16 protein-coding genes are annotated in these 12,987 nt (G+C 68.6%); 4 read left to right on the forward strand and 12 right to left on the reverse strand.

Going from position 1 to position 12,987, the window contains the following annotated elements; genetic code table 11:
• Positions 1-17 precede the first annotated feature (17 nt).
• On the forward strand, positions 18-2,222 hold the full coding sequence (locus tag VGN45_RS12250; RefSeq protein WP_327462847.1) for an oligopeptide:H+ symporter: 2,205 nt from the start codon (positions 18-20) through the stop codon (positions 2,220-2,222).
• Between the two features lie 176 nt (positions 2,223-2,398).
• Here the strand turns inward: VGN45_RS12250 and VGN45_RS12255 are convergent, their stop codons facing one another.
• From VGN45_RS12255 to map, 9 genes are all read right to left on the reverse strand, one after another.
• Positions 2,399-3,313, reverse strand: coding sequence for an aldo/keto reductase (locus VGN45_RS12255; protein ID WP_327462849.1), 915 nt, complete (start codon positions 3,311-3,313; stop codon positions 2,399-2,401).
• 2 nt (positions 3,314-3,315) lie between these two features.
• Positions 3,316-3,555: a BolA family transcriptional regulator gene (locus VGN45_RS12260; protein WP_327462851.1), complete on the reverse strand. Its 240-nt coding sequence runs from the start codon at positions 3,553-3,555 to the stop codon at positions 3,316-3,318.
• 57 nt (positions 3,556-3,612) lie between these two features.
• Positions 3,613-4,128, reverse strand: a complete 516-nt coding sequence (locus VGN45_RS12265) for a GNAT family N-acetyltransferase (RefSeq protein ID WP_327462853.1) — start codon at positions 4,126-4,128, stop codon at positions 3,613-3,615.
• A complete protein-coding gene (locus tag VGN45_RS12270; protein ID WP_327462855.1) occupies positions 4,125-5,111 on the reverse strand; it encodes a N(4)-(beta-N-acetylglucosaminyl)-L-asparaginase in 987 nt (328 codons plus the stop codon). Before VGN45_RS12270 ends, VGN45_RS12265 begins: the two co-directional genes overlap by 4 nt.
• A 192-nt stretch (positions 5,112-5,303) precedes the next feature.
• The gene (gene radC, locus VGN45_RS12275; RefSeq protein ID WP_327462857.1) at positions 5,304-5,990 is read right to left on the reverse strand and encodes a RadC family protein; all 687 of its coding nucleotides are present in this window, start codon (positions 5,988-5,990) and stop codon (positions 5,304-5,306) included.
• Between the two features lie 149 nt (positions 5,991-6,139).
• Positions 6,140-7,669, reverse strand: coding sequence for a M28 family metallopeptidase (locus tag VGN45_RS12280; protein WP_327462859.1), 1,530 nt, complete (start codon positions 7,667-7,669; stop codon positions 6,140-6,142).
• A 59-nt stretch (positions 7,670-7,728) separates the two neighbouring features.
• Positions 7,729-8,019 carry a BrnA antitoxin family protein gene (locus tag VGN45_RS12285; protein WP_327462861.1) on the reverse strand — a complete coding sequence of 97 codons (291 nt, stop codon included), beginning with the start codon at positions 8,017-8,019 and terminating at the stop codon, positions 7,729-7,731.
• A complete protein-coding gene (locus VGN45_RS12290; RefSeq protein ID WP_327462863.1) occupies positions 8,009-8,290 on the reverse strand; it encodes a BrnT family toxin in 282 nt (93 codons plus the stop codon). The genes VGN45_RS12285 and VGN45_RS12290 overlap by 11 nt, the downstream gene beginning before the upstream one ends.
• A 40-nt stretch (positions 8,291-8,330) precedes the next feature.
• Complete coding sequence (gene map, locus VGN45_RS12295; protein ID WP_327462865.1) at positions 8,331-9,152, reverse strand: type I methionyl aminopeptidase; 822 nt, start codon at positions 9,150-9,152, stop codon at positions 8,331-8,333.
• 130 nt (positions 9,153-9,282) lie between these two features.
• On the opposite strand from map, the gene VGN45_RS12300 reads away from it, so the two are divergent.
• From VGN45_RS12300 to VGN45_RS12310, 3 genes are read left to right on the forward strand one after another with little or no spacing between them, the layout of a single operon-like run.
• Entirely contained in the window at positions 9,283-9,708 is a 426-nt protein-coding gene (locus tag VGN45_RS12300) for a hypothetical protein (protein ID WP_327462867.1), read from the forward strand.
• A 1-nt stretch (position 9,709) separates the two neighbouring features.
• Positions 9,710-9,982: a hypothetical protein gene (locus tag VGN45_RS12305; RefSeq protein WP_327462869.1), complete on the forward strand. Its 273-nt coding sequence runs from the start codon at positions 9,710-9,712 to the stop codon at positions 9,980-9,982.
• Positions 9,979-10,722, forward strand: coding sequence for a competence/damage-inducible protein A (locus VGN45_RS12310; RefSeq protein WP_327462953.1), 744 nt, complete (start codon positions 9,979-9,981; stop codon positions 10,720-10,722). Before VGN45_RS12305 ends, VGN45_RS12310 begins: the two co-directional genes overlap by 4 nt.
• Here VGN45_RS12310 and VGN45_RS12315 read toward each other — a convergent pair.
• Genes VGN45_RS12315 through VGN45_RS12325 form a run of 3 tightly spaced genes read right to left on the reverse strand, consistent with a single transcriptional unit; the run spans position 10,719 to position 12,681 of the window.
• Positions 10,719-10,913: a type II toxin-antitoxin system HicA family toxin gene (locus VGN45_RS12315; RefSeq protein ID WP_327462871.1), complete on the reverse strand. Its 195-nt coding sequence runs from the start codon at positions 10,911-10,913 to the stop codon at positions 10,719-10,721. The genes VGN45_RS12310 and VGN45_RS12315 overlap by 4 nt on opposite strands.
• Positions 10,914-10,930: 17 nt before the next feature.
• On the reverse strand, positions 10,931-11,128 hold the full coding sequence (locus VGN45_RS12320; RefSeq protein WP_327462873.1) for a DUF1902 domain-containing protein: 198 nt from the start codon (positions 11,126-11,128) through the stop codon (positions 10,931-10,933).
• Between the two features lie 59 nt (positions 11,129-11,187).
• Positions 11,188-12,681, reverse strand: a complete 1,494-nt coding sequence (locus tag VGN45_RS12325; RefSeq protein WP_327462875.1) for a DEAD/DEAH box helicase — start codon at positions 12,679-12,681, stop codon at positions 11,188-11,190.
• Positions 12,682-12,987: the final 306 nt, after the last annotated feature.

The raw sequence follows: 12,987 nt of genomic DNA on the forward strand, positions 1-12,987 counted from the left end.
ACAGTCCAAGGTAAGGCATGAACGTCGTCATTCTGCTGGGGGTGATCATCACCCTCGTCACGGGGCTGCCCGTGCTGATGCAGATCCTGAAGGGACACCCCAAGGGTCTGATCATCTGCTTCTTCGCCGAGATGTGGGAGCGGTTCTCCTACTACGGCATGCGCGGCCTGCTGATCTTCTACCTGACCCAGCACTTCCTCTTCACCGACGATTTCGCGTCCGGCCAATACGGCACCTACGGCTCTCTGGTTTACCTGCTGCCCCTGATCGGCGGCATCGTGGCCGACCGCTACATCGGCACGCGTCGGGCCATCATGTTCGGCGCCGTCCTGCTGGTCATGGGGCACGGGTTGATGGGCTTCGAGGGACGTCCGGCGACCCAGACCCTGACCTATGCCGGGCAGCAGTATGAGGTGGCGATCGAAGGGCGTGGAGACGGCCGTCAGACTCGTCTGGTCGTCGACGGCCGCCCCTATGAGTACAGCGCCCGCCAGGTGTCGGGCCTCGAAATCGAGGGCGCCCCGGGCTTGCCGGCGACGCTGACGGAAGATCAGTACACCCTGACCGGCGAGCGGGAAGTGGGCGCCCCGTGGTGGGCCCCCGTCGGCGACCTGGTCGGCGTCGAGCGCGACACGACCAAGACCCAGACGCTGACCGTGGACGGCCAGGCCTATCCCGTGACCACGGTGCAGACCGACGGAGACAGCACGACGACCGTGCGCGTGGACGGCCGAGACTATCCCCTGGCTCCGCCGATCGGCGGGCTGGAGATCGCGGGGCTCCCCGCCGGCGCCTCGCTTCCGGCCTCGATCGACGCGGATGCTTATGAGCTGACCGAGACGCGCGATCCGATGGGCGTCAGCATGTTCTATCTGGCGCTGTCGCTCATCATCATGGGCGTCGGCTTCCTTAAGCCCAACATCTCCACCCTGGTCGGGCAGCTGTATCAACAAGGCGATCCGCGCCGCGATTCCGGTTTCACTCTCTACTACTTCGGCATCAACCTGGGGGCCTTCTGGGCGGCGGTGCTGTGCGGCCTTCTGGGGCAGACCGTGGGCTGGTGGGCCGGTTTCGGCCTGGCCGGTCTGGGCATGCTCGTGGGACTGATCGTGTTCTGGCTGGGCAAGCCTCTGCTGGAAGGCAAGGGCGAAAGCCCGAACCCGGAGCGGATGCGAAAACCCGTTCTCGGGCCGGTCAATCGCGAGTGGCTGGTCTATGCCTCGGGCTTCGTCGGCGTGGCCCTGCTGTATTTCTACGTCGTGGCCAACCACCTGGTGGTCGGGATCGGCCTGCTGCTCTCGATGGTGGCGGCGCTGGGCTTCATCGCCTGGTTCATCATCTTCAAGCTCGGGAACGACAAGGTCGCGCGCGAGCGGATGATGCTGGCCATGGTGCTGATCTTCGGATCGGCGGTGTTCTTCACCCTGTTCGAACAGGCCGGCTCGTCGCTGAACCTGTTCGCCGACCGTAACGTGGATCTGTCCCTGAGCGCGACGGCCGGGACGATCCTGGGGATACCCTACGGCACGCCCGCACAGCTGGCGGCGGCGGGCCTTTCGACCTCCGGCTTCTGGATCGACACCTCGATGACGGCGTCGCAGACCCAGTCATTCAACGCCGGCTTCATCCTGATCTTCGCCCCGATCTTCGCGGCGCTTTGGGCCTTCCTCGGCGCCCGCAGGATGGATCCGAACCCGGTGGTCAAGTTCGGCCTGGGCATCATCCAGGTCGGTCTTGGCTTCCTGATCGTGGTCTGGGGCGCCAACTCCGGCATGGTGGACGACGCCTTCCGCACGCCGCTGGTGCTGTTGGCGCTGCTCTACATGTTCCACACCCTGGGCGAGCTGTTCCTGAGCCCCGTGGGCCTGTCGGAGATCACCAAGCTGTCGGTGCCGGCGATCGTCAGCTTCATGATGGCGGTGTGGTTCATGGCCTCGTCCATCGCCCACTTCGTCGGCGGGATCATCGCCGCCTCGGCCGGCGCCGAGACCGTCGGCGGCGAGGTGGCCGACCCGCAGGCCGCGCTTCAGACCTCGTTGGACACGTTCAACCAGATCGGTCTGTGGGGCGTGGGCATCGGCGTGGGCTTCATCGTGATCAGCTTCTTCATCAAGCACTGGTCGCACGGCGTGAACGATCCGGACAACCATCCCGGACCGACGATCACCGAAGGCGGCAAGGAAGACGGCGCCGTCGCCCGTCCGCAGACCACGACGCTGTAGTTGCGGCGCCTCGAGCCCTCTCCCGGCGGGAGAGGGCTCGAGGCTCGCAGAGCGTAAGCGATGCGCTAAGCCGAAAGGGAGAGGGGCTCCCATTTGGCCTTAGCCCCTCTCCCTTTCGCGTTCCCAATCGCTTCGCTCTTGGACGCCCAAGCCCTCTCCCGCCGGGAGAGGGCTTGCTAAGCCGCCTTGGAGGCGATGCGGGCCATTTCGATCTGGGCGGACAGGCCGGGCGGCATGTCGCGGTCCGGCACCTGGGCCAGCTGGTTCAGGCGCTCCGGCTCATTGGCGCGGATCATGACGCTGGAGACGCCCGGGTCGGTCAGGGCATAGGCCAGGCAGATGCTCTCGGCCGGCCAGCCCTGCGTGCGGTGCAGGAAGGCGAAGGTGCCGGCGCCGGCCAGGGGGCTGTCGGACCGCTTCGGCCCGCCGAGGCCGAACAGGCCCTTCTTCGGCTGGTTGACCGCGGCGGCCTTCTGCGGCGTGGCCAGTTCCTCCGGATAGTAGCCCTCGACGAAGACCGACATGTCCTGCTCGCGCGCGATGCGCATGCGGTGACGCACCCGCCATTCGGAGTTGACGTGATACGGCGTCGACAGGACGTCGAAGGCGCCGGTCGAGACGTAGGTGTCCATCAGTTCGCCCGCCCCGCTGACGCCCAGCAGGCGGACCCGCTGGTTGGCACGCAGCGACTTCAGGGCGTTCAGCGCGGACTGCGGCAGCTCATGCTCGGCCGGCTCGTCCAGCAGGGCGACGTCGAACCAGCCGAGGCCGGACACGCGAAGGGCGCGGTCGATCGCGTCGGTCATGCCGTCGGCGGAGAAATCCCGGTCGGAGCCCCGCCGCCCGTCGCCGGCGCCCAGCGTCAGGGACACCTGCACCAACTTGCGGTCGACGTGACGCAACGCCTCGCCCAGCACCTCGGCCAGGACCGGGTCCGCCGTCTCCAGCCGGTAGGAGTTGATGCCGGCCTCCAGCGCCGAATAGACCAGCTCGCACCCGGCCTGAGGGCCCCGCGCCACGTCGCGCGGCGTCAGGCTGAGCGTCAGGGCCGAGACGGCCTGTCCCCCATTGCCGAACGGCCGGTAACGCATGGTCAGACCTCCTCGGGCGTCAGGGTTTCCAGCGCCAGGGCGTGCAGGGCGCCGCCCATCTGGCCCTTCAGCGCGGCATAGACCGCCTGGTGGCGCCGCACGCGCGGCATGCCGGAGAACGCCGTCGAGACGACCCGGGCGCGATAGTGGTCGCCGTCGCCGGCCAGATCCACGATCTGGACCTCGGCGTCGGGAAACGCCTCGACGATGTGCGCGCGCAGGGTTTCGGCGGACATGGGCATGCGGCGGACGGTCTCCGGATTCGCCGCCGAGGGTGCCGCGTAAACCTTAACGGGCGGCTACGGACGCGCGCGCTCGAGCAGGATGACCGTCTCGCCCTTGTAGGTCGTGCGGGCGTGGTCTGCGTAGCCGACGCGCCGGGCCAGCGTCAGCGAGGGGCCGTTGTCCGGATCGATCATGCACAGCGTTCGTGAGGCATCCAGCTCGGCGTCGCACCAGGCCAGGGCCGCGCGCAAGGCCTCCAGGGCCAGGCCCTGGCCCTGAAAGCGGGGCGCGATGCCCCAGCCGACTTCCGGCGCGTCGAATGCAGGGCTTATCACGCGCTGAAAATCGAATACGCCGACGCCGCCAACATAGTCGCCGGTGTCCGACATCCGTATCGTCCAATTGCCGTGGCCCAGAGCCGACCAATGGCCGACGTCGCGCAGCAGCCGGAGCCAGACCTCCTCGGCGTTTCGGCCCTCCGGAACGATGTGGCGGGTGAAGGTCGTGTCGGCCCACAGCCGCTTCTGGTCCTCGAAATCCGGGACGGCGACGGGCGTGAGCGTCATGCGGGCGGTCGTCAGCACAGTCACGCGAACAACGCTCCGGCGCGTTCCATCCGGATGTCCCCGCCTGCGTCCGTGACGGCATAGGTGAAGCCGGGCTGCAGCGCGAAGGCGCCCGCGCGTCCGCGCTTGTCCAGCGCCAGCAACGCCACCTGATGGCCCGCCACCCTCGTGCCGCGCAGGCGCGCCAGCCGTTCGATCACGGATCGACAGGCGGCGGTGGGGTCCATGCCGTGGCGCATGGCCTCGACCACGGCATGGCTGCCGGCCACGCGGACCACATCCTCGCCGACGCCCGTGGCCGTCGCCCCGCCGATCCGGTCGTCAACATAGAGGCCCGCGCCCACGATCGGGCTGTCCCCCACCCGCCCGCGCATCTTGAAGGCCATGCCGGAGGTCGTGCAGGCGCCGGCCATGCGATCCCGGCCGTCGATGGCCAGCAGGCCGATGGTGTCGTGATTGTTCGGCCCGCCGGGCATGGAGGCCCAACCCTCGTTCTCGCTGTTGGGGCGCGGCGCGTACTCGCTGGTCTTCAGCCACTCGCGCCACGCCGCCTCGGCCGCCGGCGTCAGCAGGCTCTGCGTCGGGAAGCCTTGGGCGACCGCAAACTCCCGCGCACCCGCGCCGACCAGCATCCAGTGGGGAGTTTTCTCCATCACGGCCCGCGCCACCGAGACGGCGTGCACCACGTCTTCCAGCGCGGCCACCGCGCCGATGCCGCCTTCCCAGTCCATGACGCAGGCGTCCAGCGTGACCCGCCCGTCCCTGTCCGGCATACCGCCCAGGCCGACCGAGCCGTTCCCTCCCTCCGCCTCCACCACCCGACCGCCGGCCTCGACCATGTCCAGCGCGCTCCCGCCGGCGCGACGGCGCTCGATGCCGGCCGCATTGGCCTGGCGGCCGAAGTCCCAGGTGGAGACCATGACGGCGGGGGGCGGATCGCGCAGGCGGGGCGACGCGGCGAGAGCGGCGGCGGGGGTGGCGGACAGGAGAGTTCGGCGCGTAGGCATGTGCGCAGTCTTGCAAATCCTCACCCGTAGGGGGAGGGGGACCGCGGCGGGCGAAGCCCGACGGGGTGGAGGGTGCCGGATAAGGGGCGCGAGCGTTGAAAATCCCGCGCCTGCGCTCGCGGCGCTCCCCCTCCACCCCCGTCGCTGCGCTCCGGCGGTCCCCCTCCCCCTACGGGTGAGGATTGGTGATCATCACATCAGCCCCAGCTGCTTGAAACTCGCCACGCCTTCGCGGCCGACGATCAGGTGATCGTGCACGGTGATCGACAGGGCCCGCGCCGCCTCCACCACCTGCTTGGTCATGTCGATGTCGGCTCGGCTGGGCGTCGGGTCGCCCGAGGGGTGGTTGTGCACGATGATGAGGTTCTTGGCCGACAGCTCCAGCGCGCGGCGCACCACCTCGCGGGGATAGACGGGGGCGTGGTCGACCGTGCCCCGGTTCTGCACCTCGTCCAGGATCAGCTGGTTGCGGTTGTCGAGGTACAGGACCCGGAACTGCTCGCGGGGCTCGTGCTGCAACGACAGGCGGACATAGGCCAGCAGGGAGGTCCAGCTGGAGATGACGGTGCGCGTGTTCGCCTCTTCCTTGGCCACCCGCCGCGCCACTTCGTGCAGCGCCGCCAGGTCCAGCGCCGTCTCGGCGCCCACGCCCTTGGCGCGCCCCCTGGCGTCCTCGGCCCGCACGGTCATCAGGTCCTCGACCGACGCCGCCAGCACCGCCGCCAGCGAGCCGAAGCGCGCCAGCAGGGCCTTGGCGATCGGCTTGACGTCGCCCTGCGGCTGGCTGCGGAACAGGAACAGCTCCAAGAGCTCATAGTCCGGCAGATGATGGATCCCAGCCCCGCGCGCCCGGTCCCGAAGGCGCTCGCGGTGGCCCATGTGGTGCGGCGCCGGCCGCTTAGGTCGCGGCGCGGGAGCTTCCGCCTCACGCTCGGGAAAAGGAAGCACCGTCGCCGTCTGCATGACCGACCTCGTTCGAACCCGCCGTCGGTCAATCTGTCAGAACAAAAACGGAACGTCCAGTCCGGTCAGTTTCCGCGCGGCCGGTTCGGGCTGTCGGGCAGCCATTGCGGCGGCTCATCCGCGTCGGCGACGGCGTCGACCAGGGCGAACCAGAAGTCATGGAAGTCCGCCTGGGCCTGGAAGTCGATCGGCGTCGTCACGTCGTCCTGCGGCGCGTGATAGCGGCGGCGGTACCAGTCCAGATAGGCGTCGTGGGCCGGCGTGCCGTAGTCGAAGCCGAACAGGAAGCTGACCGCCGGCACGCCGCGTTGCATGAACGGCCAGTGGTCGCTGCGCCGGATCAGGCCGCGCTCCGGCTCACGGTCCGGGCGCACCTCGATGCCCATCGGCCCAGCTATGTCGCGCACCGTCTGGCCCAGGGTGGAGTCGTCCAGCGCCAGCGTGGTTAGTATGGTCAGCGGATACAGCGGGCGCAGCTGGTCGAGGTTCAGCACCGCGACCGGCATGGGCGCGCCGGGCGTCGGGTGCTCCGCCAGCCAGCGCGATCCCCACAACCCCTTCTCCTCGCCCGTCACCGCCGCGAAGATCACCGGTCGCCGCCAGCCCCGCCCGGCGCGCTCCTGGGCCAGGGTCGTCAGTGTGGCGACGTAGGCCGCGTCGTCGAACGTGCCGTTGTACAGGTCGTCGCCGTTCACCGGCGTGCCGTAGCCGTACCCGTCCAGGTGGGCGATCAGCAGGACGGGCTGGTCGGCCAGCGCCGGGTCCGTGCCGGGCAGCACGCCCAGCACGTTGGCCGAGGCATAGGCGCGTTCGCGCGTCGCGAAGGTGGCCTGCAGCCGGGCCTTCAGGTCGAAGGACGGCAGGGCCTCGTTGCGCCCCGCGGCCGCCAGCACCCCGGCCCCGTCCTGACCCGCGGCGTCGGCCAGGGTCTCGAACGTCGGCGCGGCCAGGCGCAGGACGGGGATCGTCGGGGCGCCCGGCACAGTCTCGGCCAGGATCACGCTGCGGGCATAGGCCAGCGGCCAGCGCGGCGGCTCGACCGTGAAGCTCATGTCGTCGACGTTGACGACGGCGACCGCCCCGGCCTGCGTCGCCGCACGCAGCCGTTCGCCGCCGGTCGTCTGCCCCTCGCGCCGCGCGCCCAGGCAGACCACCACCTTGCCTGAGACGTCGGTCATGTCCAACGGCCGGCACCAGCCGCGCCAGACCATGGGCGCATCGAAGCTGGACGCCAGACCCCACTGCGGGCCCACCGAGACCTCATGCAGGAACCGCAGCGGCCGACGGCCGCCGTCGTCGGGCACGACCGCCAAGCTCGTGCCTTCGGCAGTGACCTCGACGTCCTTGAAGGCGATGATCTGCATCCAGCCGCCGTCGTCGCCCGCCGGGGTCAGCCCCGCCGACATGAACTGGGCGGCCACCAAGTCGGCGGCGCGGTCATAACCGGGCGATCCGGTGTCGCGCCCCTCCATGACGTCCGACGACAGATCCTGGGTCGTCTGCCACCACAGGGCCGTGCGGGCGTCCAGCACGGGGCCGGTCGAGCATCCCGCCAGCGTCGCGGCGACCAGCGCCGACATCCCCAGTTTCCGCATGACCGACGTCCTCCAGCCCACGCGACGGTGACCGGTCGGCTCGGCCCGGTCAATCGACGTCAAGCCCTCTTGTCGTCCGCCCGCTCCGGATCGTCGTTGGCCGGAAGGGCGGAGGCCGCGGCGCGCAGCAGTTCATTTATGCGCGATTGCCAACCGTCGCCTGTCGCCCGAAACCGCTCCACCACATCCGCGTCCAGCCTCAGGGACACCGGGACCTTTGGCCTTTCGGATCGCGGGCGGCCGGGAGAGCGGCGGAACTGGTCCAACACAGCGTCGGAAAGAATCTCGCGGCCCCTGACCGCGCTCCGCGCGGCGGCTTCGGACAGTTCCGGAGCGTCGTCAGGGTTCATCTGCGGTTCTTTCGGCATGTCGCCTGACTTCCTTCTCTCGAGCGCGCCTCAGGCTGATGACCCTCACGTCGTCTCCGCGAAGGGTGAAGCTCAGGGCGTGAAGCTTGCCGAAGATCAGGCCGTAGGCGTTGAATCGTGGCTCTCCATAGTCATGCCGCAGGTCGGGGACGATCAGCGCTTCATCCAATTCCATCTCCGCGGCGAGATCCAAGGCAAGACCGTGCTTTTCCCGATTGCGCGCATCCTTGGCCGCGTCGAACACGATGGCCATCAGATTTTCGTATATACGAAAATCTGATGCGGGTCCATGTTCAGAACTTAGGACGGAACGAACCGGCGGGCGACGCCGTGAACAGCTCCACACCGTCGGCGGTGACGCCGACGGTGTGCTCGCACTGGGCCGACAGGGACTTGTCGCGGGTCACCGCGGTCCAGCCGTCGGACAGCACCTTCACGTGCGGCTTGCCCAGGTTCACCATCGGCTCGACGGTGAAGAACATGCCTTCCTTCAGCACCGCGCCCTCACCGCGCCGGCCATAGTGCAGGACGTTGGGGCTGTCGTGGAACAGCCGGCCGATGCCGTGGCCGCAGAAGTCGCGCACCACGCTCATGCGGTTCGCCTCGACGACCTGCTGGATCGCATAGCCGACGTCGCCGAAGGTCGCGCCCGGCCTGATGACCGCCAGACCCGCCTCCAGCGAGTCATAGGTCACGTCGATCAGCTTCTTCGCCCGCGTGTTGATATCGCCGATGGCGTACATGCGGCTCGAGTCGCCATGCCAGCCGTCGACGATCACGGTGTGGTCGATGTTGACGACGTCCCCGTCCTTCAGCACCCGGTCGCCCGGAATGCCGTGGCAGACGACGTGGTTGATCGAGGTGCAGACGGTCTTCTCATACCCCTTGTAGCCCAGGCAGGCCGGCAGGGCGCCGTGGTCCAGGGTGAACTCGCGGATGCGGTCGTCGATCTCCTGCGTCGTCACCCCGGGGACCGCGAACTCGGTGATCATGTCCAGCGCCTGGGCCACCAGCCGCCCGGCCGCGCGCATGCCCTCAAAGGCTTCGGCGTCATGCACCCGGATCTCGTGGGTGCGGACCAGGACGTCGTCGTCGAGTTCGGGGGTTTCGTACATCAGGCGGTCTTCGTCGGGGGAGGCGGTTGAGGTGGAGATGATAGCATACAGTCGCAAACATCCAGCCGCCGCGACTGATTGACCCTTCGCACACCCATTGGTTTAATCGCAACCGCGGGTGGGGAAACGCATGTACGTCTTCGTTCTATGGGCCGTGGGAAACCTCATACTTCCGGGGCTTCCTGTGCTGTTGGTTTGGGCCATTCGACGCCTGTCAAGCAGACCGCCGACGCTTCGGGAGATTGCCCGTGATGGAGTGCTGTTCTTCTACATATTCACCCTAGCCGCTATTTTGCTTATGGATGCGGCGAAGTTCTTGCTTGAGCGACCCGCCACTAGCTCACCGGGGTTTGCAGTGGCCGCCATCGCAGTCTGCGTGCCGATTTTGTTTGGCTCGGCGGGTGCCTATCTCGCGATGGCTCTCGCGAACGCTGGCGCTCAAGACAAGGAAGGAGACACCTTCAACCTGGATCGCCTGTCCGGTTTGTCATGCGGGCTCTCCCTTGCTGCCGCCATAATGTGCGCTATCTTCCGGCTGTTTGCAGGGATGTATTAGAATGCCGAGCCCTCCGAAGCCGAAAGCCAGCAGCGTTGATCAGCTGCCGATCGATGCGCAGGGTACGGTAAAGGCTCTGGAATTCGGGACGTACGGCACGCTTGCCTCCGGCGCAATCGCTGCCGTGGCCGCCGCCGGCGCCATGCCGGTCCTGCTCGTGGGCGCCATCCCTCTCGTTGGCGGCGTAGGATCAGCGGCTTTCGGGTATTTTTCCGGTCGGCATGGTCATCGTGATCGTGGTGGCGACAAGCAAGACAAGCGGACCTCGATCTGACCTCCCCCACCGCCGCCGTCCTTGTCATCGGCGACGAGGTCCTGTCCGGACGGACGCTGGACACCAACACGAACACGATCGCGCGCTTTCTGTCGGCGCTGGGGATCGACCTGATCGAGGCGCGGGTGATCGGGGACGACGTCGACCGCATCGTCGCCGTGCTGAACGAGCTGCGAGCGGCCCACGACTACGTCTTCACCACAGGCGGCATCGGACCGACGCACGACGACATGACGGCCGACGCCGTGGCGCAGGCCTTCGGGGTGGCCTTGCCGGAGCATCCCGAGGCGCTGGCGATCCTGTCGCGCCGCTATGGCGACGACTTCAACGCCGCGCGGCGGCGGATGGCGCGCATTCCCGACGGCGGCAGCCTGATCGCCAATCCGGTGACCGACGCGCCGGGGTTCCAGATCGGCAACGTCTTCGTCATGGCGGGCGTGCCCAAGATCATGACGGCGATGCTGGAGGATGTGGCCCCGCGCCTGCGGACGGGCGCCGTCGTGCATTCCCGGACGCTGCGGGTGACGGGCGTCGGCGAAGGTTCCGTGGCCGAGATTCTGTCGACGGCCGCGCGAGCGAACCGCGAGCTGAGCTTCGGCAGCTATCCGTTCGGCCACGGATCGGTGGGCGAGGTCGGCACGAATCTGGTGGTGCGGGGACGCGACGAAGACGCGGTGGACAGGGCCACGCGCGCCTTGGCGGACGCCCTGGCGGAGGCCGGGATCGCCGTCGCCGGCTAGAAGGCTTTCGGCAGCCCGGCGTCTTTCAGGACTTGATTGGCCATGTGCCGGCTTTTGGTGCGCGGGACGGCGAAGGTCTTGCCGGTGGCCGGACTGAACCAGATTTCATGGCTGCCCTTGCCGGGTCTGACGAAAGCGCAACCCGCCTCGCGCAGCCGCCGCTCGATCTCCGGGTAGAAATCCTTGGGCACGCTTCAGGAAGCCGCCTTCAGCGCCCCTCGCCGGTGATGGTCACGGGCCCGACGGCCATGCCGTTGTCGCGCATCAGTTCCGGCGCCAGCGTCTCCACCAGGTCGACGAACGCGCTCAGGGTTTCGGCCTCGACGTTCAGGCCGACGATGTCGCTTTGCGACCAGTAGACCCCGGCTTCAGGGTCCCAGACGGCCGTGACGGTGTAGTGCGCCATGCGCCGATGATGGGCGCGAGGCCGAGGCCCGTCAATGCGACGGGCCTCGGGGACGGGCCTCAGACCGCCTTCTGGCCGCCGTAGCCCTTGCCGCCGTTCGAGGGCTTGCGACGGCGGGGGCGGCGCTTCAGTTCGCCCTCGGGCTTGGGCGAAGGGGTCGTGCGCTCGCCGGCCAGGGGGTCGAAGGTCTTGACCGCCGCCGGGCGGTCGCCGTGATGGGTGCGGTCGCGCTGGCCGCCCGGCTTGCGCGCACGGTGCGGCTGGCCGCCGCCCTCGGGGCGCTCGCCCTGACGACGGTTGCGGCCCCGGCCGCCGCGGCCCTGCTGCTCCTGGCGCTCCGAGACGCCCGCGGAGTCGATGCTGGCCTTCTTGCCGACGCCCGCGGCCATGATGGTCGCGTCCAGCTGGGCCAGCTGCTTGTCGTTGCGACGGTCGATGGCCGGGATCTTCTGACGCGTGACCTTCTCGACGTCGCGCAGCAGCTTCATCTCGTCGCCGGCGACGAAGCTGATGGCCGTGCCGTCCTTGCCCGCGCGCGCCGTGCGGCCGATGCGGTGGACGTAGCTTTCCGGCACGTGCGGCAGCTCGAAGTTGACGACGTGGGTCACCTTGTCGACGTCGATGCCGCGCGCCGCGATGTCGGTCGCGACCAGCACCCGCAGCTTGCCGTCCTTGAAGGCCTGCAGAGCGCGCTCACGCTGGGGCTGGCTCTTGTTGCCGTGGATGGCGCCGGCCTCGACGCCGCCGGCCTCCAGATAGGCCGCGACCTTGTCGGCGCCGTGCTTGGTCTTGGTGAAGACGAGGCAGCGCGTATAGGCCGGATCGCTGAACAGCTCGGTCAGCAGGGCGCGCTTGCGGCCCTGTTCGACCCAGATCACCGACTGCTTGATGCGCTCGACGGTCGTCGCCTGGGGCGTGACCTGGACCTTGACCGGATCCTTCAGCAGCTCGGACGCCAGCTTGCCGATCTCCGACGGCATGGTGGCCGAGAAGAACAGGTTCTGGCGCCGCGCCGGCAGCTTGGCCGTGATCTGGCGGATCGGCTTGATGAAGCCCAGGTCCAGCATCTGGTCGGCCTCGTCCAGGACGAAGATCTCGGTGGCCGACAGGTCGATGTTGCGTTGCTGGATGTGGTCCAGCAGGCGGCCGGGGGCGGCGACCAGGACGTCGAGGCCCTGTTGCAAGGCGCGCTCTTGCGCGCCGTACTTCACGCCGCCGAAGACCACGGCGACGCGGAAGCCCAGGTTCTTGCCGTAGGTCTTGAAGCTCTCGGCGATCTGGGTGGCCAGCTCGCGCGTGGGGCTGAGCACCAGGCAGCGCGTGGTGCGCGGCACGGGCGGGGTGCGGTTGGCGGCCAAGCGATGCAGGATCGGCAGGGCGAAGGCGGCGGTCTTGCCGGTGCCCGTCTGGGCGATGCCCAGCAGGTCCTTGCCGGCCATCACGTCGGGGATGGCCTTGGTCTGGATGGGGGTGGGCGTCTCATAGCCCGCGGCCTTAAGCGCGCTGAGCAGCTGCGGGTTCAGGCCGAAAGTCTCGAAAGTGGATTGCGTCACGTGGCGTCTTTCATGTGCGAAGACGCGCGCGGCCGATCGTGTCGGGCATCGACGCACGCCTTCGGGCCCCTGCGGGCCTTCAGTGCGGGCGTCGCCCCGCGTGTCGTGGCGACGAATGATCTTGAGGAACCGGCCGCTGCTACGGAAAAGCCCGGGGAGGGGCCCACACGCGCCGGAGCGCCGGTCGTCGCGATGATGCGACGGCGCGGCAGATGGGCGTGCAATGGGGCCAAGTCAAGGCGGTCCGGGCGAGCGGCCCCGCTTCCGCCCGGAACCTGTCTCCGAATTCACCCACCTTGCGGCCTT

It is taken from the genome of Brevundimonas sp. (genome assembly GCF_035999125.1).
In the GTDB taxonomy this organism is placed as follows: Bacteria; Pseudomonadota; Alphaproteobacteria; order Caulobacterales; family Caulobacteraceae; genus Brevundimonas.